The 23,127-nt window shown below is 54.3% G+C and carries 21 protein-coding genes; 13 read left to right on the forward strand and 8 right to left on the reverse strand.

What is annotated here, in order from left to right; genetic code table 11:
* The first annotated feature begins 45 nt into the window (after positions 1–45).
* Positions 46–813 carry a class II glutamine amidotransferase gene (locus ACRQ84_RS00135; protein ID WP_064740354.1) on the forward strand — a complete coding sequence of 256 codons (768 nt, stop codon included), beginning with the start codon at positions 46–48 and terminating at the stop codon, positions 811–813.
* On the opposite strand, the gene dpaA is transcribed toward ACRQ84_RS00135, so the two are convergent.
* Positions 784–1,527 (reverse strand): peptidoglycan meso-diaminopimelic acid protein amidase, encoded by a 744-nt coding sequence (gene dpaA / locus ACRQ84_RS00140; protein WP_064740355.1) that lies wholly within the window; start codon positions 1,525–1,527, stop codon positions 784–786. The two genes, ACRQ84_RS00135 and dpaA, sit on opposite strands and share 30 nt — an antisense overlap.
* Positions 1,528–1,770: 243 nt before the next feature.
* Between dpaA and dinB the strand changes: the two genes are divergently transcribed.
* Entirely contained in the window at positions 1,771–2,826 is a 1,056-nt protein-coding gene (gene dinB / locus ACRQ84_RS00145) for a DNA polymerase IV (protein WP_483816865.1), read from the forward strand.
* A 161-nt stretch (positions 2,827–2,987) separates the two neighbouring features.
* On the opposite strand, the gene pepD is transcribed toward dinB, so the two are convergent.
* Positions 2,988–4,448 carry a beta-Ala-His dipeptidase gene (gene pepD / locus ACRQ84_RS00150; protein WP_483817954.1) on the reverse strand — a complete coding sequence of 487 codons (1,461 nt, stop codon included), beginning with the start codon at positions 4,446–4,448 and terminating at the stop codon, positions 2,988–2,990.
* 255 nt (positions 4,449–4,703) lie between these two features.
* On the opposite strand from pepD, the gene gpt reads away from it, so the two are divergent.
* From gpt to crl, 3 genes are all read left to right on the forward strand, one after another.
* The gene (gene gpt, locus ACRQ84_RS00155; RefSeq protein WP_007887137.1) at positions 4,704–5,162 is read left to right on the forward strand and encodes a xanthine phosphoribosyltransferase; all 459 of its coding nucleotides are present in this window, start codon (positions 4,704–4,706) and stop codon (positions 5,160–5,162) included.
* A 121-nt stretch (positions 5,163–5,283) separates the two neighbouring features.
* On the forward strand, positions 5,284–6,531 hold the full coding sequence (gene frsA, locus ACRQ84_RS00160) for an esterase FrsA (RefSeq protein WP_064740357.1): 1,248 nt from the start codon (positions 5,284–5,286) through the stop codon (positions 6,529–6,531).
* Positions 6,532–6,632: 101 nt separating this feature from the next.
* Positions 6,633–7,034, forward strand: a complete 402-nt coding sequence (gene crl / locus ACRQ84_RS00165) for a sigma factor-binding protein Crl (protein ID WP_008108946.1) — start codon at positions 6,633–6,635, stop codon at positions 7,032–7,034.
* Positions 7,035–7,118: 84 nt separating this feature from the next.
* Here the strand turns inward: crl and ompC are convergent, their stop codons facing one another.
* The gene (gene ompC, locus ACRQ84_RS00170; protein ID WP_483816866.1) at positions 7,119–8,237 is read right to left on the reverse strand and encodes a porin OmpC; all 1,119 of its coding nucleotides are present in this window, start codon (positions 8,235–8,237) and stop codon (positions 7,119–7,121) included.
* Positions 8,238–8,482: 245 nt separating this feature from the next.
* Between ompC and proB the strand changes: the two genes are divergently transcribed.
* The 8 genes from proB to ACRQ84_RS00210 all read left to right on the forward strand — a co-directional run bounded on the left by proB (position 8,483) and on the right by ACRQ84_RS00210 (position 15,862).
* A complete protein-coding gene (gene proB / locus ACRQ84_RS00175; RefSeq protein WP_483816867.1) occupies positions 8,483–9,586 on the forward strand; it encodes a glutamate 5-kinase in 1,104 nt (367 codons plus the stop codon).
* 10 nt (positions 9,587–9,596) lie between these two features.
* The gene (proA, locus tag ACRQ84_RS00180; RefSeq protein WP_483817955.1) at positions 9,597–10,850 is read left to right on the forward strand and encodes a glutamate-5-semialdehyde dehydrogenase; all 1,254 of its coding nucleotides are present in this window, start codon (positions 9,597–9,599) and stop codon (positions 10,848–10,850) included.
* Between the two features lie 353 nt (positions 10,851–11,203).
* The gene (locus tag ACRQ84_RS00185; RefSeq protein ID WP_064740361.1) at positions 11,204–11,932 is read left to right on the forward strand and encodes a S24 family peptidase; all 729 of its coding nucleotides are present in this window, start codon (positions 11,204–11,206) and stop codon (positions 11,930–11,932) included.
* Between the two features lie 414 nt (positions 11,933–12,346).
* Positions 12,347–12,625, forward strand: a complete 279-nt coding sequence (locus ACRQ84_RS00190; RefSeq protein ID WP_483816868.1) for a transcriptional antitermination N peptide — start codon at positions 12,347–12,349, stop codon at positions 12,623–12,625.
* 184 nt (positions 12,626–12,809) lie between these two features.
* Positions 12,810–13,277: a lysozyme family protein gene (locus tag ACRQ84_RS00195; RefSeq protein WP_064740363.1), complete on the forward strand. Its 468-nt coding sequence runs from the start codon at positions 12,810–12,812 to the stop codon at positions 13,275–13,277.
* 2 nt (positions 13,278–13,279) lie between these two features.
* On the forward strand, positions 13,280–13,624 hold the full coding sequence (locus ACRQ84_RS00200) for a DUF7940 domain-containing protein (protein WP_196762376.1): 345 nt from the start codon (positions 13,280–13,282) through the stop codon (positions 13,622–13,624).
* Positions 13,621–13,914 (forward strand): hypothetical protein, encoded by a 294-nt coding sequence (locus tag ACRQ84_RS00205; RefSeq protein WP_064740365.1) that lies wholly within the window; start codon positions 13,621–13,623, stop codon positions 13,912–13,914. The genes ACRQ84_RS00200 and ACRQ84_RS00205 overlap by 4 nt, the downstream gene beginning before the upstream one ends.
* A 202-nt stretch (positions 13,915–14,116) precedes the next feature.
* A complete protein-coding gene (locus ACRQ84_RS00210; RefSeq protein WP_483816869.1) occupies positions 14,117–15,862 on the forward strand; it encodes a glycosyl hydrolase family 28-related protein in 1,746 nt (581 codons plus the stop codon).
* Between the two features lie 193 nt (positions 15,863–16,055).
* Here the strand turns inward: ACRQ84_RS00210 and ACRQ84_RS00215 are convergent, their stop codons facing one another.
* From ACRQ84_RS00215 to ACRQ84_RS00235, 5 genes are all read right to left on the reverse strand, one after another.
* Positions 16,056–17,126, reverse strand: a complete 1,071-nt coding sequence (locus tag ACRQ84_RS00215; protein WP_064740367.1) for an ABC transporter ATP-binding protein — start codon at positions 17,124–17,126, stop codon at positions 16,056–16,058.
* Positions 17,119–18,888: an ABC transporter permease gene (locus ACRQ84_RS00220; RefSeq protein ID WP_064740368.1), complete on the reverse strand. Its 1,770-nt coding sequence runs from the start codon at positions 18,886–18,888 to the stop codon at positions 17,119–17,121. The genes ACRQ84_RS00215 and ACRQ84_RS00220 overlap by 8 nt, the downstream gene beginning before the upstream one ends.
* Positions 18,889–18,961: 73 nt before the next feature.
* Complete coding sequence (locus ACRQ84_RS00225; RefSeq protein ID WP_483816870.1) at positions 18,962–20,050, reverse strand: ABC transporter substrate-binding protein; 1,089 nt, start codon at positions 20,048–20,050, stop codon at positions 18,962–18,964.
* 170 nt (positions 20,051–20,220) lie between these two features.
* A complete protein-coding gene (locus tag ACRQ84_RS00230) occupies positions 20,221–20,913 on the reverse strand; it encodes a response regulator (protein WP_483816871.1) in 693 nt (230 codons plus the stop codon).
* Positions 20,906–22,546: an ATP-binding protein gene (locus ACRQ84_RS00235; RefSeq protein ID WP_483816872.1), complete on the reverse strand. Its 1,641-nt coding sequence runs from the start codon at positions 22,544–22,546 to the stop codon at positions 20,906–20,908. The genes ACRQ84_RS00230 and ACRQ84_RS00235 overlap by 8 nt, the downstream gene beginning before the upstream one ends.
* Positions 22,547–23,127: the final 581 nt, after the last annotated feature.

A 23,127-nucleotide genomic window follows, 5' to 3' on the forward strand; every position in this document is an offset into this window, starting at 1 on the left:
GTTCCTCTCGCCGCGTGTGAGAGGTGCTAACTTAAGGCGGTTGCTATGTGCGAATTGCTCGGGATGAGCGCCAATGTCCCAACGGACATCTGTTTCAGTTTTACCGGTCTGGTGCAGCGTGGCGGTGGAACCGGGCCGCACAAAGATGGGTGGGGCATTACCTTTTACGAAGGTAAAGGCTGCCGCACCTTTAAAGATCCGCAGCCGAGCTATAACTCACCGATTGCCCGTTTGGTGCAGGAATATCCGATCAAATCGCATTCGGTAGTCGCGCATATCCGCCAGGCGAATCGTGGTGAAGTGTCGCTGGAAAATACCCATCCGTTCACGCGTGAGCTGTGGGGCCGTAACTGGACCTACGCGCACAATGGCCAGCTCAAAGGATATCGACAACTGGATACCGGGCCTTTCCGCCCCATCGGTGAAACTGACAGCGAGAAGGCCTTCTGCTGGATGCTGCATAAACTCACCGAGCGCTATCCACGCACGCCGGGCAACTGGCCAGCGGTGTTCCGCTATATTGCCGAGCTGGCAGCGGAAATGCGTGGGAAGGGCGTGTTCAACATGCTGTTATCAGACGGGCGCTACTTAATGGCGTTTTGCTCGACCAATCTCTATTGGATTACGCGTCGCGCGCCGTTTGGCAAAGCCACGCTGCTCGATCAAGATGTGGAGATTGATTTTCAGCAGCAGACCACGCCAAAAGATGTGGTGACGGTGATTGCCACGCAACCGCTGACGGGAAATGAAACCTGGCACCGGATAGTGCCAGGCGAGTGGGCATTATTTTGTCTGGGTGAGCGCCAGGAATGATTTCGAGGCAGCATCCAGCGTCGAAATCGCTGGCGTGTTGTTCACCGCATATTGACCGGTTGCCGTCACGTTCACGGTGGGCGGCACACGGTACTTCGCAAAGTAGGCATAGCCCGGCTGCAGTTCACGCCAGAAGGTAATGTAAGTCGAATAACGGTGGCGCTGCATGTTGCTGTCTGTCATGCGGAATGGATAGATGTTGACCTGAATCTCCTGCTGACCATTACGCAGTGCGGCGTTGGTGTAGTTGAAGATCTCATCCATTGACGCATTGGTCATCGCGTAGCAACCAATCGATACGCAATCACCGTGAATCATTAAATAGTTACCGTCATAGCCTTTGGCGCGATCGTATTGGTTGGGAAAACCGGTATTAATGGCGCGATAAAAACGGCTATCAGGTTTTAACTGGTTTAGCTTGACGTTATAAAAGCCTTCCGGACTTTTGAAATCGCCCTGGCGACGTTTAGGCCCTAAACCGCCAGAGAAATTACAGATGCGATAGCTGTCCAGCAAACGATATTCATTGCCGATTTTGCCGTACAGTTCCAGCGTACGCTCTTCCTTGAAAATCTGAATAAATACAGGTGTACCAATTAATTGTTTCTTTAACTCTTTGCTCACCGGAGCCAGCGGTTGCGTAGGCTCGGGGTTAATTGCCCAGCTAAGGGCTGGCATAAGAATCATCGCAAGCAATAATGCGATTCTGCCCATTCTGTAGATACCTTGAAGTGAAGAGAGACGATGACGCTAAGCGTCCGGGTATTGCATTATCGGAAATATCCGCTATCGCAGCGCAACATTAACATTGTCTGGCTTTTAATCAAGCCGATGTCTTAGAAAATGGCGCGTTCCTAAAAGGAATACGACCCTATATTTGTAAACTTTAATCTCTCACTCAACATTTATTGCCGATAATTTTCTCTACTGTATACTTACCCAGTATTCGGAGGGCGTATGCGCAAAATTATTCATGTCGATATGGACTGCTTTTATGCAGCGGTTGAGATGCGCGACGATCCCTCTTTACGTGATATTCCTATCGCTATCGGTGGTAGCCGTGTGCAACGTGGGGTAATCAGTACCGCCAATTATCCGGCACGCAAATATGGCGTGCGCAGCGCGATGCCAACGGGCATGGCGCTCAAACTCTGTCCGCATTTGCGGCTGCTGCCTGGCCGTTTTGAGGCGTATAAAGAAGCTTCCCATCAGATCCGTGACATCTTCTCGCGTTACACTTCGCTGATTGAACCGCTGTCGCTGGATGAAGCCTATCTGGATGTTACCGATAGCCTGCACTGTCATGGCTCGGCCACGCTTATGGCACAGGCGATTCGCGCCGATATCCTGCGTGAAACCGGCTTAACCGCTTCCGCGGGTATTGCGCCGATTAAGTTCCTCGCCAAAATCGCTTCCGATCTCAACAAACCCGACGGGCAATATGTGATTACACCGGACGCGATGGCCGATTTTTTACTGACGTTGCCGCTGAGCAAAATTCCTGGCGTAGGTAAAGTCGCAACCAAAAAGCTGGAAGAGATGGGTTTGCGCACCTGCGCCGATGTGCAGCGTACCGATCTGGTACTGCTACTTAAACGCTTTGGCAAATTTGGCCGCATCTTGTGGGAACGCAGCAACGGCATCGACGAGCGAAATGTGGTGGTCGAGCGTGAGCGCAAATCGCTCGGCGTTGAGCGCACGCTGATGGAAGACATCCATAGCTGGGAACAGTGTCTGGAAATTATTGATTTTCTTTATGCTGAGTTGGAGCGCCGTTTAACGGCCATCAAGCCGGATAAACAGATCGCAAGGCAAGGCGTAAAGCTGAAGTTCAACGACTTCCAGCAAACCACACAGGAACATGTTTGGCCGGTACTGAATAAAGACGACATTATTGCGGTAGCGCGTCAGGCGTGGGATGAGCGTCGGGCAGGGCGCGGCGTACGGCTGGTGGGATTGCATGTCACGATGGTTGATCCGCAGCTGGAGCGGCAGTTGGTGTTGGGATTATGAAAATGCGGCATCGATAAAAAAACCGACCGAAGCCGTAATGCCGCTCACATAAGCAATAAATCGACGATATATGCTGGTGCGCATGAATGCGCACCCTACGAAAACTCAGCGAATTAAACGTAGGGTCGCCATTCATGGCGACCAATCAACAAAGCATAAATTTACGCTTTTTCGGGCACCACGCTCAGCAGCCCGGTCAGCAGTTTCCAGTACAGACCGACGCTCTCGATGTGTACCTGCTCATCCGGTGAGTGCGGGCCGGTGATGGTTGGACCGATCGAAACCATATCCATATTCGGATACGGCTTTTTGAACAGACCACACTCCAGACCGGCGTGAATCACCTGAATGTTTGGCGTTTTGCCAAACAGCGCTTCATAGGTTTTACGCGTCAGCGCCATCACCGGTGAATCGGCATCGGGCTGCCAGCCAGGATAGCCGCCTTTCGGTGCGCTTTTTGCGCCCGCCAGCTCGGCCAGCGAAGTCAGAACTTCCACTACCCAATCTTTGCCGGTATCGATCAGTGAACGAATCAGGCAGATGATTTCGGCATTGTCGCGATCCATGGTCACTACGCCAACGTTCAGCGAGGTTTCCACCACGCCTTTGGCGACGTCGGAGTTACGGATCACACCGTTTGGTGTGGCGTTCAGCAGATTGAGGAAACGATCGCGGCTGTCTGCATTAAGTGCCTGGCCTTGATGCGCCAGCGACTCGGTGATCACAGCGATGTTCTTCTCTTTAATGCCCAGCTCGTTCAGCAGCGTCGCCTGGAAATGTGCCGCAGCAGATTTCAGCGCGTCTACTTTATGGCTGTCGATCGCCAGCGTAGCGAAAGCTTCACGCGGGATGGCGTTACGCAGCGTACCGCCGGTGAATTCGATCAGACGTACATCGAGTTCACGCGCGTGCAGCGCCAGGAAACGTGCCAGCAGTTTGTTGGCGTTGCCCAGACCATGATGAATGTCGGCACCAGAGTGGCCGCCTTTCAGGCCTTTCAGCGTCAGCTTCAGCGTTTCATAACCAGCCGGAATCGCTTCACGGGTCAGCGGCAGGGTGGTGATGAAGTCGATACCACCGGCGCAACCCATATAGATCTCACCTTCCTCTTCAGAGTCGGTGTTGATCAGAATGTCAGCCTGCAACCAGTTCGGCTGTAAACCAAATGCACCGTCCATGCCCGACTCTTCGGTCATGGTCAGCAGCACTTCCAGCGGGCCGTGAATCAGGCTGTTGTCAGCCAGTACTGCCAGCGCTGAAGCCATACCAATGCCGTTATCCGCGCCCAGCGTGGTGCCGCGCGCTTTCACCCATTCGCCATCAACGTACGGCTGAATCGGATCGGTGGTGAAGTCGTGCACCGTGTCATTGTTCTTCTGCGGCACCATATCAAGGTGCGCCTGCAGCGCCACCGGCGTGCGTTTTTCCATGCCAGCGGTCGCGGGTTTACGAATCAGGATGTTGCCAACCTGATCGCGCTCAACCCAAAAACCTTGCTCTTTTGCCCAGCCTACAACGTGTTCGGCCAGCGCTTCTTCGTGGTAAGAAGGGTGTGGAATGGAACAGATTTTGGCAAAAATATCCCACAGCGGTTGGGGTGAAAGTTGCGACAATTCAGACACCATGCATCTCCTGTGTCAGCGTGGCGGACAGACCGCACGCACGCGGGTTTCCAGTGAAAATCGTCGTCAGAAAATCTGACGTGATGGGCCTGAGAATATCACTGTTTCTCGCCGGGTGCGCAATCAGGCGCGCTAAAAACCTGCAACCAGTAAGACAGGTGCTGGTTTTTAAGGCGTCAGATCCTTATAATCTCGCGCAACCTTTTCCCCCTTGCATATTTTTTAAGCCAAGTTTCTTGGCCGGGATTCCTTTATATGAGCGAAAAATACGTCGTAACCTGGGACATGTTGCAAATCCATGCCCGTAAACTGGCCCAGCGCCTGCTTCCTGTGGAACAGTGGAAAGGTATCATCGCGGTAAGCCGTGGTGGTCTGGTTCCGGCATCGCTGCTGGCACGTGAACTGGGTATTCGCTATGTCGATACCGTGTGCATCTCCAGCTACGATCACGATCATCAGCGCGAAATGAAAGTGCTGAAGCGTGCCGAAGGCGACGGTGAAGGCTTCATCGTAATTGACGACCTGGTTGATACCGGCGGCACCGCGCAGGCGATCCGCGACATGTATCCCAAAGCGCGCTTCTGCACCATCTTCGCCAAGCCCGCCGGCCGTGCGTTAGTGGACGACTACATTGTCGATATCCCGCAGAATACCTGGATCGAGCAGCCTTGGGACATGGGCGTGGTGTACATCCCGCCTATCGTTAAAAGCTAATTGATGCATCGCAAACAACGCCCGGTTATGCCGGGCGTTGTGCTTTCTGCGCCTCGCGCACGTATGACGGGTGCAGTACACTCTTAGCCATCGCCACGTTGTTGGCAGGAGAATAGCTGAGATGTCGGATAAAAACCTGAGCGAAGAACTTTTCAAACCGCGTTTTAAACACCCGGAAACCTCCTCATTAGTACACCGCCAGCATCACGCGCCGGTGCAGGTGCATAACGCCCTCGAAGGCGATACGCAGCGCGGCTGGTATCGCATGCTGAACAAACTGCTGTGGACATGGCGCGGTTTGTTGCCGCAGGAGATCAGCGAAGTGCTGGCGCGTATTGCGGTGAGCGACTTCGAACGCACCAATGAGGCCTTGCTTGATACCGTGATTGGCTATCGCGGCGGCAACTGGAATTATGAGTGGTCAAAGCAGGCGGCCATCTGGCAGCAGCGCGCATTGGAAAGCGCGAACCATGACGAGGCGGGACAACACTGGCTGCATGCCGCCAACCTGTTCAGCCTCGCGGCGTATCCGTATATCAAGGGCGACGAGCTGGCCGATCAGGCCCAGGTGCTGGCCAATCGCGCCTACGAAGAGGCCACGCAGCGTCTGCCGGGTGAACTGAAATCCCTGACCTTCCCGATGAGCGGTGGCAGTCCGGTTACCGGCTTCCTGCACATGCCAGCGCAGGCGGAAGCGCCGTATCCCACGGTGCTGCTGTGCGGCGGTCTTGATTCGCTGCAGAGCGATCACTATCGCCTGTTCCATGACTATCTCGCCCCGCGCGGCATTGCCATGCTGACGCTGGATATGCCGTCAGTCGGATTCAGCAGTAAATGGACACTCAATCAGGACACCAGCCAGGTACATCAACAGGTGCTGCGCGAGTTGAGCAATGTGCCGTGGATCGATCACACGCGTGTGGCGCTGCTGGGTTATCGTTTTGGCGCCAACGTTGCAACACGTTTGGCTTATCTGGAAGTGCCGCGGGTGCGTGCGGTTGCGACGCTGGGGGCGATGGTGCATAGCGTGTTTGTGGATGCGCAACAGCAGCAGCAGTTGCCGGACATGTACATGGATATGCTGGCGAGCCGTCTTGGCATGTCGTCGACTTCCGACAGTAATCTGCGCACGGAGCTCAATCGCTATTCCCTTAAAGTGCAAGGTTTGCTGGGACGCCGCACGCCAACGCCCATGCTGGCGGCATATTGGCCGGACGATATTTTCGGTCCGGAAGCGGATGCCCAGTTGATTGCTAATTCATCCTCGCAGGGCAAGACGCTGGCAATTCCTGCTAAGCCGGTGTTTGCCAGTTTTGACAAAGCCTTGAATCAAATTTGTGACTGGATTGAAAAACAGTTGAAAAACTAACTGGCGAAACGACACAGCTCTGCTACAACTAATACCCGGGATTTTCCATTTTTTGTTAATGGAAAGCTGGAAGTGCCATTTAAAGGGTTAAGGGAAACGAGATGACATTACCGAGTGGTCACCCCCGTAGTCGCCTGCTTAAGCGCTTCACCGAATTGGGGCCGTATATCCGTGAAGGCAAATGTGAAGAGACACGCTTCTTCTTCGATTGCCTGGCAGCGTGTGTCAATGTCAAGCCTGCGCCAGAACTGCGTGAGTTTTGGGGCTGGTGGATGACGCTGGAAGCCTATGAAGATCACTTCACTTACGAATATCATTTTGGCCTGTTTGATAAAGCGGGTGATTGGGGCGCTGCGACTATCAAAGGCAAAGAGAACAATGCCAAAGTGGAAAGCACGCTGCGTAATTTCCATGAGCGTCTGAAAGCGATGCTGTTGGAACAGAAACTCGATCTGCGACCGGCGGAAGGCTTTAAAGAAGAGCCGGTGAAACTGAGCGCCTGATAGGTATTTAAGGGTTTAAAAAGAGAAGAGCCGGTGATGAGCCGGCTCTTTTTTTATCGACACATTGAGGGTAAAGCCAACGTCTTAGAACTGGTAAGTCAGACCAACGGCTACAACATCATCGTTGTTGAGTGACAGACGGTTGTCGTCGCTCAACTGGTTGATTTTGTAATCAATAAAGGTCGACATGTTTTTGTTGAAGTAGTAAGTCGCGCCCACATCGATATATTTAACCAGGTCCGCATCGCCGATACCTTCGATGTCTTTGCCCTTAGTCTGAACGTAACCGATAGAAGGACGCAGGCCGAAGTCAAACTGATACTGAGCAACCAATTCGATGTTCTGCGCTTTGTTCGCCGCACCTGATACTGATGCGCCGGTCGCTGTGTCCGTGCCACTGATTGGCGTCATGTTACGGGTTTCGGTGTAGATGGCCGCCAGGTAAACGCTGTTAGCATCATATTTGATGCCCGCGCCCCATGAATCCGCTTTATCACCTGAACCGTATGCGCGCGCTTGCTGCTGATTAGTACGATCGGAAGAGGTGAGGGCGGACATCACGCTGATGCCGGTATCACCAATGGTGTAGCCCAGAGATGCGCCGTAACCGTCGCCGTTCTGACGAGACGTATCGGTAGCGCTACCGCGTGCGTTGGCGCTGGTGGAATCGTTTTTGCCCTGGTATTGCAGCGCGAAGCGCAGGCCATCAACCAGACCAAAGAAGTTGCTATTGCGGTAAGTTGCCACGCCGGTGGCACGTGCAGTCATGAAGTTATCGGTACGCGCCGTACCGTCGCCGCCGAATTCTGGGAAGACGTCCGTCCAGGCTTCTACGTCGTACAGTACACCGTAGTTACGCCCATAGTCGAATGAACCGTATTGACCGAATTTCAGACCGGCAAAGCCCAGACGGGTTTTGTTGCCGTTGTTGGCATCAGAACCTTCAGAGTTATTCACGTTGTACTGATATTCCCACTGACCGTAACCGGTCATCAGGTCATTAATCTGCGTCTGGCCTTTGAAACCGATACGCACATAAGATTTGTCGCCGTCGCTTGACGCGTTATCGCTGAAGTAATGTTCAGCTTTAACACGGCCGTAGAAGTCCAGTTTATTACCATCTTTGTTATAAACTTCTGCAGCGTTTGCGGTGGAAGCCAGTGCCAGCGCTGATACAACGAATGCCAGTGTGCTCTTCTTCATTTTGCTATCAATCCCAATGAGTAAAATTTGTTGTACCCGTGAAAGGTTTTGTAAAACACGGACTTTTTACCGGTTGGCGATGAACGTTTTATGACATTTTTTCGGATTTCTTGTTAATTGCGAACTTTTGGTCTAGCGCATTGTCCGGGGATTTTTGTGCTTTTCCCCTTGCTGTTGTTGGCTTCCTTGCTCACTCCTGATAAAACGTCCCTTCGCAGATTTTTTTCTTATATGGCAGGAAAAACATGAGTGGCAGTCAGACCCTTGTGGTCAAGTTGGGTACTAGCGTCCTCACCGGCGGTTCACGTCGGCTGAATCGGGCGCACATGGTGGAGTTGGTGCGTCAGTGTGCGCAGTTGCACGCCGCGGGCCATCGCATTGTTATCGTCACCTCTGGCGCGATTGCGGCCGGACGCGAACACCTTGGTTACCCCGAACTGCCGCCCACCATCGCCTCAAAGCAGCTGTTGGCTGCGGTGGGGCAGAGCCGTTTGATTCAGCTGTGGGAACAACTGTTTTCTATTTACGGTATTCATATCGGTCAGATGCTACTGACGCGCGCCGATATGGAAGATCGTGAACGCTTCCTTTACGCGCGTGACATGCTGCGCGCGCTGCTCGACAACCACATCGTGCCGGTGATTAACGAAAACGATGCGGTGGCAACTGCAGAAATCAAAGTGGGCGACAACGACAACCTGTCGGCGCTGGCGGCAATGCTCGGCGGCGCCGATAAACTGCTGCTGCTGACCGATCAGCAAGGGCTGTTCACTGCCGATCCGCGCACCAATCCTGAAGCGGAGTTGATCAGCGACGTGCACCAGATCGACGACGCATTGCGCACCCTTGCAGGGGGCAGCGTGTCTGGCCTGGGAACGGGCGGCATGGCGACCAAGCTGCAAGCGGCGGACGTGGCGTGCCGCGCGGGGATCGATGTGATCATCGCCGCTGGCAGTCGTCCGGACGTGATCAGCGACGTGTTGTATGGCAAACCGGTTGGCACGCGCTTCCACGCGCAGCAGTCACCGCTGGAAAACCGTAAACGCTGGATCTTTGGCGCACCGCCCGCGGGTGAAATCACCATTGATGATGGCGCACTGGCCGCCATGCTAGAGCGCGGCAGCTCGCTGCTGCCAAAAGGCATTCGTGAGGTGCTGGGCAACTTCTCACGCGGTGAAGTGATCCGCATTCGTAGCCTGCAGGGGCGCGATATTGCCCACGGTGTGACGCGCTATAACAGCGATGCCATGCGCATGATTGCCGGACATCACAGCCAGGAAATCGGCGAGATTCTCGGTTACGAATATGGTCCGGTCGCCGTGCACCGCGACGACATGATCGTCAGTTAAGGAGCGGATGATGTTAGAAGAGATGGGTAAAGCGGCGCGTGCTGCGTCGTACAAACTGGCAGCACTCTCCACCGAACAAAAAAATCAGGTGCTACTCAGCATCGCCGATCGTCTGGAAGCGGAAAGCGCCGATATTCTGGCGGCAAACGCGCAGGATTTGGCAGATGCGCGCCAAAATGGCATGAGCGAAGCGCTGCTCGATCGCCTGACGCTCAATCCGCAGCGCCTGAAGGGCATTGCGGATGACGTACGTCAGGTGTGTCGCCTTGCGGATCCGGTCGGTCAGTTGATGGATGGCGGCCAGCTTGATAGCGGCTTACGCATCGAACGTCGTCGTGTGCCGCTGGGCGTTATCGGTGTGATTTATGAAGCGCGCCCGAATGTCACCGTTGATGTCGCGTCGCTGTGCCTGAAAACCGGTAACGCGGCGATTCTGCGAGGCGGCAAAGAAACCTACCGCACCAACGCGGCCACCGTGCGCGTGATCCAAAATGCGCTGACCCAGCACGGTTTACCGGCGGGTGCCGTACAGGCGATTGAAAACCCGGATCGTGAACTGGTCAATCAGCTGCTGAAGCTGGATCGCTACGTCGATATGCTGATCCCGCGCGGCGGCGCAGGTTTGCACAAACTGTGTCGCGAGAATTCGACGATTCCGGTGATCACCGGCGGCATCGGCGTATGTCATCTTTATCTCGATGAAACCATGGAGACAGAGGCGGCGCTGGCGGTGATCGTCAACGCGAAGAAGCAGCGCCCAAGCGCCTGCAACTCGCTTGAAACGCTGCTGATCCATAACGATCAAGCCGATCGCTTTATTCCTGCATTCCTGCAACGTATGGCGCAAGAGAACATTGCGCTGCACGCCGACGAAAATGTGCTGGCGCTGCTGCAAAACGGTGCCGCCGAAGTGGTCGCGGTGCAGGCGGAAAATTATGATGACGAATGGTTGTCCAACGATCTTAACGTCAAGCTGGTGGCGGATATCGATGAAGCCATCGCGCATATCCGTGAGCACGGCACGCAGCATTCTGATGGCATTCTGACGCGCAGCATTGGTAACGCCAATCGCTTCGTCAACCAGGTTGACTCATCCGCGGTATACGTTAATGCCAGCACGCGCTTCACCGACGGCGGCCAGTTTGGCCTCGGCGCCGAAGTGGCGGTCAGTACGCAGAAGCTGCACGCGCGAGGTCCGATGGGACTTGAGGCGCTCACCACCTATAAATGGATAGGGTGGGGCGACGATACGCTACGTCGCTAATATTCGCTCCTGCATGACAATGGGCACCGAAAACGGTGCCCATTTTTTTCGCTTTCGATCCAGTTATTCTAAGAGCTTTTTGATTTATTTCTGTCATCTATGGCGGGCTCGCTGCTTTTCACCCATTTTTTCCTTTAGATGCTGGTCTTACTGCTACAGAACAATCCTGAAAACCCCTGTGAGAACAAGCGATATGGCAATGATCACTGGTTTCGGCCTACCCGAAAGGGATAATGATTGTCCAGCTTCATTGATAAAAGCGGTTGGGTAGTAAACTGCCGGTAATATAAAATGAACTGGTAGCAAAAATGAAAATAACATTCAGTCTTTTACTGAAGGCAGATTATTAACTGATGGTTAAAAAAGAAAGTACGAGACAAGCATTCACTGCCAGGCTGATTGCCGCGTGCGAAAGCGCGGGAATTATCGGACATGGACGGAACAAACAGGTTGCGCTTGCGCTGCAAGAGAGGGGATGCAAGATCTCAACGCCGGGGGTGTGGAAATGGTTTAACGGACAATCGATACCCGATGATAACAATTTACTGGCGCTCAGCCAGTTACTCGACGTGCGTGTTGAGTGGCTGCAATTTGGTATGGAAAAACCGGCCGCCCTGCTGACGCAGCGAAGTTTGGTTAATCCACAGCATCTGTTTCGCGTAGAGAGTCTGGATATCGGTCAACACGGTGTGCGCAGCAGCACGCGCGATGAACTGGTAGAAACCATTCAAGCCATTGAATATGGGCTGGAGGAGGCGCGCGTGTTGTTTAATGGCCGCCCCGCCGAAAATATTCGCCTCATCGCGCTGAACAGCGATTCGATGGCGGGCACCTTTGCGCCGCGCGATCAGCTGTTCGTCGATATCAGCGTGCATCGCTTTGATGGTGATGGCATCTATCTCTTCACGCTTGACGATCAGCTCTATCTCAAACGCCTGCAGCTGCAGCACAAAAAGGTCGCGGTGATCTCAGATAACAAGCGCTATGAAACCTGGTATTTAACCCTGGAAGAAGCCAGGACGCTGCAGGTGGTGGCGCGGGTGATCATGAGCCAGGCGCGGGATTATCAAATCCTGGGTTGATCACAAAACGCCAGAATGCGGTAAAAAAATATTTTGGCTGAAATCATAAATTTAACTGACGGTAAATAAAAAATTAACCATTGGTGTTTGCCAATGCATTAGAACCTGTTAATAATTTGAGCATGGATGGACAACATACCTGCTCACGGATGAGCCCGCTCTTAAACAATTGAGGCGCTGCACAAGCGCGATACATACCATCCAAAGTTAGTGAACTTTGGGATGGGGTGGATACGCACTTTGCAGCGTTGTCAGTTGCCCTCTGTTTTCACTCTCCTCTACTTCACCCTGGCCGCGAATGCAGCCGGGCGAGTTGACGTCGAGTATTTTCCAGAGGAACAGCGAACGCGTCGGCTTCAGCCGAATCGCCGTGCCTGCCACCCCATCGCCAAAGACTCATTAACAGGAGGAGTTATGGCGATTATCCAGTACGGGAAGTCAGTATTTTCAGGCAATGCACGCACGCGCCGCCATCGGCGACGCCAGTCCCTCAGTCGCCTCAAGCGCAGCATCGACAACGCGCTCGGCATCGAATACGAAAACGTTACTTTGCGCACCGCTGAACGCATCTGTCAGCGCCAAACGCACTCACGCATTGACTGCGCGGTGTTAGCGCCTGTTCGCGTTCAGCAGGCACAAGCGAGTTTCGATAACTGCTGTTTACCCCATGTCTATTTGTACGCCGTGCGCTAAATCTTTCTCCCCTTTCCCCAGTTTTAAGCGGAACGTTTTATAGATGCTCAGTGTTTAACCATCCTTGAGCGTTTCGCTTATCAAACAATGCGCTGAGATCAGGAAACGATCAGCGAGATTTATGTGTTTTTACCGCTTTGCGCAGCCATTTTCAGGCTGTCGCGCCCGTCTAAGAGGAATTTCTATGAGTCAGATTATTGCCATCCTGAATTTTGAAGAGGGTTACCGCGAAGCGCCTTACCTCGACACCCTGGGTTTCCCTACGGTGGCGGGGGGGATTCGCATCGGCCCGAAAGGGGCCTCACTCAGCAACTACATCTTCCAGGTGCCGCGTCCGGTGGGCGATGTGTGGAAGCAGTGTATTGTCGAGGGCAAGGTGCAGCAGATGCATCAGCGTGCGCTGGTGCAGCAGGCGCTGGCCAAATGCAATGAGGCGCGCTGCGATGTGCTGATCAGTATGGGTTATCAACTGGGTGTGGATGGGCTGGCGATGTTTCGCGGCATGCTCACCGCCATCACTCAGGGCGATTTCAACAGCGCAGCCAACGCCATGCTCGACAGTTTGTGGGCTCGCCAAACCTCGGGCCGCGCCCGGCGGCATGCCGAAGTGATGCGCAGCGGCACGTATGACATCTATCGGGGGCTGCTATGAATCTGAAACTGCTGATTTTTGTCACCGCAGTGCTGGCGGTAATCGTGGTGGTGATGGTGATGCAGCGCTTCACCACGCTGGAATTTGTTAAACATGCGCGGCTGTTATTCAAAACCTGGTCAGTGTGGCTGGCGTCACTCGGTTCGATGCTCAGCGCGTGGGTGCAATCGTTTCCCACCGCTGCGCTTGATGCATGGAACAGCATGCCGCCGGATGTGAAAGCGATTCTGCCGCACAACTATCTCGGGTTGATTGGCGCTTTCATGGTGGCGATGGGCGTCATTGCCCAATTCGTTCGCCAGAAAGGCCTCAACCAGCAAAAAACGGCGATGGAGGAAAAAGCATGACACTTATCACGACATTGCTTGGCGGCAGCTGGCACTGGCTCGCCGCCCTGGCAGGCGTCATCGCCGCGTTAGCGGCCAGCTACTTCGGTGGCAAGAAAATCGGCAAGGTGCAGCAACAATCCAAATCCGCCGTCGAGCGCGCCGATCAAGCCGCGGCGCAAGCGGTAGCCGTTAACCAGCAGCAGCAACAGCTGCGTGAGGAGGCCAAACGTGTGGAAGCCAGCAACCTTAATCTTGATGACGCTGCTGCTCGTGACAAGCTGCAGCAGTCGAAATACCACCAGCCCTGAAGCCCCCGTCGTCATCGACTCAGCCTGTACCCTGTTTTCCCCGATTTATACCCACGGCAATGACGCCGAGCGCATGGACGTTCGCACCGTGCGCGCCATCAACAATCACAACGATCTTTGGGATCAGCACTGCGGTCAACCGGCCCAGTAACGCTGCTCTCACGCATTCGCATTACCTACCCGAAAAGCCGAGGAGGCTATAATGATCGAAGTTAACTCTTATGCAGAACTGCGTACCACCGTACCGGCCAAAAACGGCGATCTGGCATTCTTACGTCGCTACAACGCTGACTCCACCTTCCATGGCGGCGGTGATTTTACCGGCTTTATCGGCACCACGACCGCGGTAGAAGATGGCGGTACGCTGGTGATCGGTAACGGTTTTTACTGGAAACGTGTGATTAACGATCCAAAGGACATCAACCTTTATCACTTCGGTGCTAAAGGCGATGGTTACGCCAACGATACGGAGGCGTTCAACCGTATGCTGGCATGGACGCAAAGCTACTCCGGCAACATTACCGCGTTACCGGTGCGTTTCCCTGGCGGTAAATTCCTGATTAGCCCGATCGACATCAGCGGTACCGAGCGCGCCTTTTTTGGCTTGCAAGGTGATGATGTCGAACTGGGTTCGCTGCCGCGTACCACCATCATTTCCGACAAAAGTGCCAACACAGTATTCAAGGTGAAGGCGCGTCGTACCTCAATCAGAGGTATCGCGTGGAATGGCCAGGCATCGGCGGATATCACCACCAACAAAAGCACTATCACCTCCGATATGTGCAGCAACGTGCAGCCCTTCTTCGAAAACACCTGTATCGAAGGCACCACCGTCAATATCTACTGTTTCCGCGCGCAGAATAACGGCGGTACGGTGATAAAAGTGTTGGATACCCTCGACAGTAAATTCGACCAGATTTACACCCTGTATACCTACGGACGCGTGTTTGATGTTGGCTGGTCGAACTCGCCGAAAGGCGCCTGGGATCACTCCACCGCCATTGAGCTGTGTAACTGTAACTTCCAGACCGGTTACGGTGACGCCACGCTCTACATGCCGCGTGTGACGCAGGGGATTATCCGCAACGTGTGGATTGAGCACACGCGCAATCCGGGCGACCTGTCGGATGGCGGCTGGACGGTTGATACGCTGAATATTGAAGATTGCGGTACGCCGTTGAATCTCAACAATGCACGCGTGGTGATCCGTCAGCTCAACCTGCAGTCTGGCGCAAAACTGAGTCTTGATGCAGCTGCTGGACGCTGGTTATCCACCTTTGAATACGGTTATCGCCGCGACGAGAACTACGGCACCTTTATGACCGGGTCGCTGCGCGCGGGCTATTTCAGCGGCTACAAAATTACCAATAATACCGACACCGATAACTGGTATCGCGTCGGGCAGTTGTTCTTCCCGAACGCCAACCAGCAGTGGGTGATGGAGTTTATTGGTAAGGCGGATGCCACACAGCCAACCGGCACCGCTGGCTCACCGGTCAATGTGGCGGCGACCGGTAAAACCTGGGTCAACCTGCAGCGTCTGGAAACGGTATGGGCGGATGCTTATCACATGGGGCAGCCAGCGGTGCTGGATATCCGCTACAGCCGCGTGGGAACCACTTATGCGGCGGTGTGGGTAAAACTGCGCGCCAACAGTGGTGACACCATGATGAACCTGAAATGCACCGGTCCAACGCGTTTCGATACCGGTTCTTGCTCGCTGTTCCAGCAGGACTTCTCTGTCGTGACCGATACCACCAAACTGGGCGGTTTCAAACCGGCGGCGCGCTTTGGGCTGCATAACGGTTTGGCCGGTATTGGTGCTAACGAGAAAGGGGTGCTCACCGTCGCGACGGCGGCCGGCACACCGACCAACAAAACCGCGCCTACGGGCTTTGTGCTGGTCAACATTAACGGTGTCGATCGTAAACTTCCTTATTACGATTGAGGTCCAGCACCTTTTTGGCGAGGCCTTTGGCCTCGCCTTTTTTTGTTTGTGGGATAGGTGTTTATTGGTTTTATGCCGATCTCTTATACGCTGTAATTAATGCTCGCACATTCCGTAGCGGCGCGATTTATCGCGCAATAAATTGCGCCGCTACGATGCCTGCACCCTGTGATATTAGCGACCTCCCGGCAAATCACCCTTTCGGGAAAATCCACACATGGTTTTCCGGCAACGCCAGATGGCAATGTTGCGGATCACGCACGTCGCTGCCGTAGGCGCGAATTACAAAATCATCGCCCACGGTGCGGAACAAGTATTCCCAGCGGTCGCCAAGGTACATGCTGGTGAGTAGCGGCAGTTCCAGCTGGTTTTCGCCCGGCGCATCGACCACGTTTACACGTTCGACGCGAATCACCGCCGTGGCTTCCTGGCCATTTTGCACGCCTTCGCCTGCCCGTCCCCATAACGCCCAGCCTTTGCCCTCAATACGCGCTTTGCCGTCGCGCAGCTCGGTGATTTTACCGTGCAATCGGTTGTTGCTGCCCATGAACTCGGCGGTAAACAGGGTTTTCGGCGAGCCGTACATCTCTTGCGGCGTGCCTTGCTGTTCGATTTTGCCGTTATTGAGCAGCAAAATGCGGTCGGAAATCGCCATCGCCTCATTTTGGTCGTGCGTTACCATCAGCGCGGATAAGCCTAACTTGATGATCAGCTCACGCAGGAACACGCGCGCCTCTTCGCGCAGTTTGGCATCCAGATTCGATAACGGTTCATCGAGCAAGATCACCGGCGGGTTATAAACCAGCGCACGACCAATTGCCACGCGCTGCTGCTGTCCGCCGGAAAGCTGGTGCGGATGACGCTTGCCGAGATGACCCAAACCCAACTGCACCAACACATCTTGTACGCGTTGGGTGATCTCCGCAGAGGGCACTTTGCGCAGCTTTAATGGATAAGCCACATTCTCAAACACGGTTTTGTGCGGCCACAGCGCATAGGACTGGAACACCAATCCCAGATTACGTTCTTCCGCTGGAATCTCACTGCGCGGCGTACCCGCGTACACCGTGTTACTGCCAATCACGATGGTGCCCTGAGTCGGTTTCTCCAGCCCGGCGACCGCACGCAGCAGCGTGGTTTTACCGCTGCCGGACGGGCCAAGCAGAGAAACCACTTCGCCTCGCTGCAAATTCATCGACACGCCTTTCAGCACCGGGTTGTCGCCATAAGTTAAGTGCAGATTTTCCACCGATAATTCAATCATGTAATTTGACTCCAAATCGCAGGGCAATACCCAAACCGACGACGACCAGCAGGATGTTAATAAAGGAGAGTGCGGCAACAATATCAATCGCGCCCGCCGCCCACAGGGAAACCAGCATGGAGCCGATGGTTTCCGTACCGGGCGACAGCAGATACACGCCGGTGGAATATTCGCGCTCGAAAATCAGGAACATCAGCAGCCATGAGCCAATCAGGCCGTAACGGGATAATGGGATGGTAACGTGACGCGTAATTTGTCCACGCGTGGCGCCGGTGCTACGCGCCGCTTCTTCCAGTTCTGGCCCTACTTGCAAGAGCGTTGAGGAGATCAAGCGCAGGCCATAGGCCATCCACACCACCGTATACGCCAGCCAGACGCTGAAGATGGTGCTGCGCAGCGAACGCAGCCAGACGACCAGGTTATCGCGCAGCCACTGCGACCAGGCGAAATCGGAGAGCCAGCCCGATTTGAGTGCGTTATCCAGCCACATCGGCAGGAACAGGAATACCCAAAGAAACGCCAGACCGGCCAGCAAGCCCGGTACCGCACGCGGCACTAATACGCTGTAGTCGAGGAAGCGCGTAGTGTTATCCGGTTTACGGTGCATGGCGATGCCGATAAACAGATAACACACCACCGCCAACGCGCCGCCGATCACGCCAATCGCCATCGAGTTGACGATAGCGCGCAGCAGGTTGGGCTGCGCCCAGATGGTCTGGAAGGTTTTGATCGACAACTCATCCCACAGTGAGACACCAACGCCCCAGTTAGAGATGAACGCGCGCAGCACCACGCCCAGCAACGGCACGCCAATGGTCACCGTCAGCCAGAACGCCACCACGGCACCGGCCACCCAGCGCCATTTGCCCAGCGGCAACGCACGCGCCTGCGAGGCTTTGCCTTTTACCGTGACAAAGCGGTTGGCTGTACGCATCAGACGGCGTTGCAGCATGACTAACGGAATGGTGATACAAATCAGTACCACGGCCACCGCAGCCATCAGGTGATAGGACGGCGTGCCGAGCTTATTCGTTAACTGATAGAGATAGGTGGCCAGCACCATGTTGCCTTCGGGATCGCCCAGCACCAGCATCAGGCCGAACACTTCCAACCCGAGGAAGAACAGCAGCACGGTGGCATACAGCATCGAAGGACGTACCATCGGCAAGCTCACCGACGTCATCACCTGCAACGGCGAGGCACCGGCAATACGCGCCGCTTCTTCCACATCCGATCCCACGCTGCGCAGGGCCGATGAAATATACAGATAGGCGTGCGGTACGTGCGTCAGACCAGCAATCACCACGATGCTCGACATGTCGTAGATATTCCACGGCACAAACCCGAGCAGTGATTGCGCCCACAGCGAGAAGAATCCCACTGGACCGGCGGCCACCACATAACCAAATCCCAGCACCATCGGCGAGACAAAAATGGGCACGAGGATCAGCGGCTCAATAAGGCGTCTGCCCGGTAGATCGGTACGCACCATTAAGAACGCCAGAATGCCGCCCAGCGGAATGGCGATGATCACCAACCCGAAGGCGAGAATAAATCCGCTGCGCAACGCTTTATAGAAATCGGGATCGGTGAAAATAAATTCGAACGATTCCAGGCTCCACGCTTTCGACGGCGCAAAGAACGGCGCGGATAAGAAACTTTGAATAACAATAAACGACAGCGGGATGTAGATAACCAGCGTGGTTATCAGCACCACAATGCCGCGCGGCAGGCTTTGCCACTTTCTCTGCAATGCACGCATATTGAGACCCTGAATGGCGAATCAGATAACAGAAAGAGAAGCGCGCCGCAGTAGACGCGCTGCAGTAATGCCGTTATTTACCGGCGGCTGTGCGCCACTGTTTGATGTAATCCAGACGTTTTTTCGGTTGCAGATATTCCAGCAGGCTTTCATCAACCGGGATCGGTTTCAGCGCGGTGCCTAACATTTTGGTCATGCCATCAATGTCGTTTTTGCCTTCAATATCATTGCGCAGGGAAGGGATGTCGGCCTGATTGGCCAGAATGCTTTGCCCTTTTTCAGACAGCACATAATCCAGCCACAGTTTTGCTGCATTGCTGTTACTGGCTTGCTGGCTGATGAACGAGACGCGAGACAGCACCAGCGTGTAATCCTTCGGATAAGAGATGCCCAGCGACGGATCGGTTTTCGCGCGGGCTTCGGCATATGAACCGAGGATGTTGAAGCCGATCAGGTTTTCACCGGACGACACCCTTTCCATCATGGTACCGGTGGATGACTGCACGGCTAAACCGCCTTTCGCCACGTCAGCCAACGTTTTGAAATAATGAGGATCGGCTTTGGCATCCTGCACCGAGAGCATGAAGCCGAGTCCTGATTTCTCAATATCGTAGGTGGTGACTTTGCTCTTGAATTTGTCGGTCTGGCTGGCGATCAGCTTGGCCAGTGCGGTGTGCGAATCGGGTACGTCAGCGGCGGGGATCAGGCGTTTGTTATAGATGAACACCACCGGTTCGTAGGTGGTGCCATAGGCTTTGTTGTTCCACACCGCCCACTTCGGCAGTTGCGCCAGTTCGGGAGATTTATATTCCTGCGCGTAGTCGGTCGCCAGCTTCAGGCCGGTATCCATGGAGGAGCTCCAGACTACATCACCGCTGGTGCCGCCCGAGGCTTGTTCACTGATAAAACGGTTGTACAGCTCGGTGCTGTTCATATCGTTATATTCAACTTTGATGCCGGGATACGTGGTTTCGAAACCCTTAATCAGCGGCCCGGCGGCTTTGGTGTCGGTGGTGGAGTAGATCACCACTTTGCCTTCCTTAGTCGCGGCATCAATAACGCGTTGGTAATCCGCCGGATAACCCTGCGGCGGAGCGGAAAGGGCAGAACAAGAGATCAGTACAGTAGCGGCAACCAGAGAGAGTGGGAATTTGTTCGACATTATAATTAACCTTTTAGTTACATTTGAGGAACTAATGGTCAACATAGCCGATCGCCTTTCCCACACAAGAGGTGACGGATTGTTATCTTCACGAAGTGTGATTGTTGGCGCTGTTTAGGCAATTAACACCATAAAAACCACAACCGGCAACGCGCAGCATTTGCGCGGGATCACAGGATTTTGCGGTACAGCCGACGCGGATGGCCGATGTTACCGTACTGCATCTCAACGCCAATAAAGCCGATCTCCACGCAATATTCCAGGTAACGGCGGCCGGTGGTTTTGCTGATGCCGACGTTTTCCACGACCTGTTCGACCGACCAACAGCGGTCTGGCGCAGCACTAAAAAACGCTTTTACCCGATCCAGCGTAATGGATTCAATCCCTTTACTGGACGGTGCTGAAGGCGCATCACTGGTCGGCAGATTGAACAGCTTATCCAGCGCCTGCTGATCGACGTTCTTCATTTGGCGCATCGTCTGTACCAGCCGCATAAAGCGTTCCAGCGACGCGCGCAGGCGATGGAAAAACACCGGCTTCAGCAGATAGTCGAATGCGCCGCTGCGTATCGCGTGGCTACAGGTTTGCATGTCGCTGGCAGCGGTGATGAAAATCACCGAACACTCAAAACGCTTTAACAGCGGATCGTCAATCAATGTCACGCCCTGACCATCCGGCAAAAAGTTGTCGAGCAGCAGCAGCCGTGGCTGATGCAATGCAATCAATTCACGCGCCTGCGCCAACGTGGCGGCAATGCCCACCACGCGCAGATGGAAGTTCTGCTCAATATATTCACGGTGCAAATCGGCCAGATGCGGCTCATCTTCCACAATCACCACATCAAGTGGCTTAGCATTATTCATGGGAAAGTCCTGTTAACGCGGCGGGCTGGAACGGAATAAACACCGAGAAGATAGTGCCCTGCGGCGAGTTGTCGCTGATCTCAATGCTGCCGCCCGCCTGCTGCACGTAACCCGCAGTCAGATAGAGACCGATGCCGTGTTCTGAACCGAGCATGTCGTCACCGCTGGACGGCTTGCTGGTAACGCCTTGTTCAAACAGATTCGGTTTGATGCTGTCATCCACGCCGCAGCCCTGATCGGCCACTTCGATGAGCAGTTCCTGATTACGACCAGAAATATACACTTCAATCGGTGCCGCGGGCGTTCTGGCATTCAGCGTGGCGTCCACTGCATTATCCAGCAGATTGCCGATCACCGACATCAACGCCGTTTCGCTCAACGCAGCAGGAATGCGGCTCAGCTGGCAGGCCGGATCGAATTGCAGCTCAACGCCTTTTTCCCGTGCGCTAACATATTTCCCCAGCAGCAGCCCGCACAGCGCGGGCGAGGTGAAGCGCGCCGAGACAAAATCCAGCACCTGCTGCGCCCCGGCAGATTGGGCATGGATATAGCGCATCGCGTCATCGTAACGCTGCATCTGTAACAAACCGACCAGGGTGGCGGTCCAGTTCAACTGTTCATGGCGCATGATGCGCAAATTATCCGCATAGCGTTTAACCTGGCTCAGCTGGCTACTCAGCGTATTAATGTCGTTTTTATCGCGGAAGCTGCAGACCCAGCCGCCGGGTTCGCCGGGTTCCAGCTCGATCGCCACCCGATTCGCGATCACCTGACGCTGATTGAGCACGGTGATGTGGTCGTGGGTTTTCACCTCATGCTGATTTAAAAACGCCGGATGGATCTGCAGGACAGCATCAAGCGGTTTCCCCAGCAGCTCACTTTCACTCTGCTGAATTTCCAGCAACTCTCTCGCCGCGCGATTGATAAGAATCAGCTGCCGCTCCGCGTTTACCGCAAATACGCCTTCATACATCGCTTCCAGCAGCGCTTTTTGCTGCAGCACCAGCAGCGCGATATCTTTCGGCTCCAGCCAGAACATCTGTTTTTTCAGGTTGCGGCTAAATACCCAGGAGAAAATAAACAGCAGCAGCAACAGCGCCACGCCATACAAGCTGGCCTGCCACAGCAGGCTGACGTTGATATTGGCAATATAGGAGGTGAGATACCCCACCGAGACAATGCCAATCACCTGATGCTGCGCATCAACGATCGGCGCTTTGCTGCGGAGCGACACGCCGATGCCGCCTTTGCGCACGGAAATAATGGTTTTCCCCTGTAGCACTTCCGCATTGTCGCCGCCAATCATGGGTAAATTGAGGCGCTCCGGTGATTCCGAGTGATAGAGATGTTGTTCTTGCGTGTCACCAATCACGATGTAACTGGCATCGCTTTGATTGCGTAAGGGCTGAATCAGCGCGGCGATGCCGGCGATATCACGGCTCGCTACTTTCTCCGCCAGACCGGGCATCAGCGCAATCTCACTGGCCTGCACCCGCGCGCGCTGTCCCAGATCGTGATGCAACTGGCGGTCAATGAAATGAAACAAAATGGTGCCCAGCAAGGCGAGTAGCAGGCAGGAAAACAGCACCAGCGACAGGAAGAGTTTTACCTGGAAAGATAATCTGCGTTTCATACAACCTGCAGTAAAGGAAAACTGGAGAGAGGCATGGCTGGAGACTAGCACGCGAAAATGCGGGCCGTGACAGCCTAACGCCAGAGTTGTGAGCTGGCTTCACTCTCAGCAAGGCTTAGGCGCGGGTTTCTGTTGGCACGATGTCATCGATATTCCGATCTTATTCCTGGTATTCGCCTGCTGCGACGCTAATCAATGCACTAAAAACCTCTTCATCACGGCTAATCAATGCGCAATTATTTAATCCATCCTTTCTCTGAGTAAATTCCGGTTTGGCCTGGCAACCATTGACCTTATAACCCCGAGTGGTGAGAATGCTGGGAAAAGTTTTGAATTAGATCGCAAATTTTGGGCATAAAGCCTGTTGCAGTGTGACTGCGAGAGCCGCACTGAATTAACGCCACTTGCACTTATCGGACAGCCAAAGACGCGCCGGATTAATAAAAGTGCAGGGCATACAGCAAATATCGTTAATGTCGTGACGTTCGTTGAGAAGGCCCGTCTTTTGATGCACCTTCTCAGCCCCGGTCGGCATGTCTTGTTTTCGGTAATGGGCGTGATAAAGACGCCAGGTTTTTTTA

Source organism: Pantoea sp. E2023-21 (genome assembly GCF_051302795.1).
Taxonomy (GTDB): domain Bacteria; phylum Pseudomonadota; class Gammaproteobacteria; order Enterobacterales; family Enterobacteriaceae; genus Pantoea; species Pantoea ludwigii_A.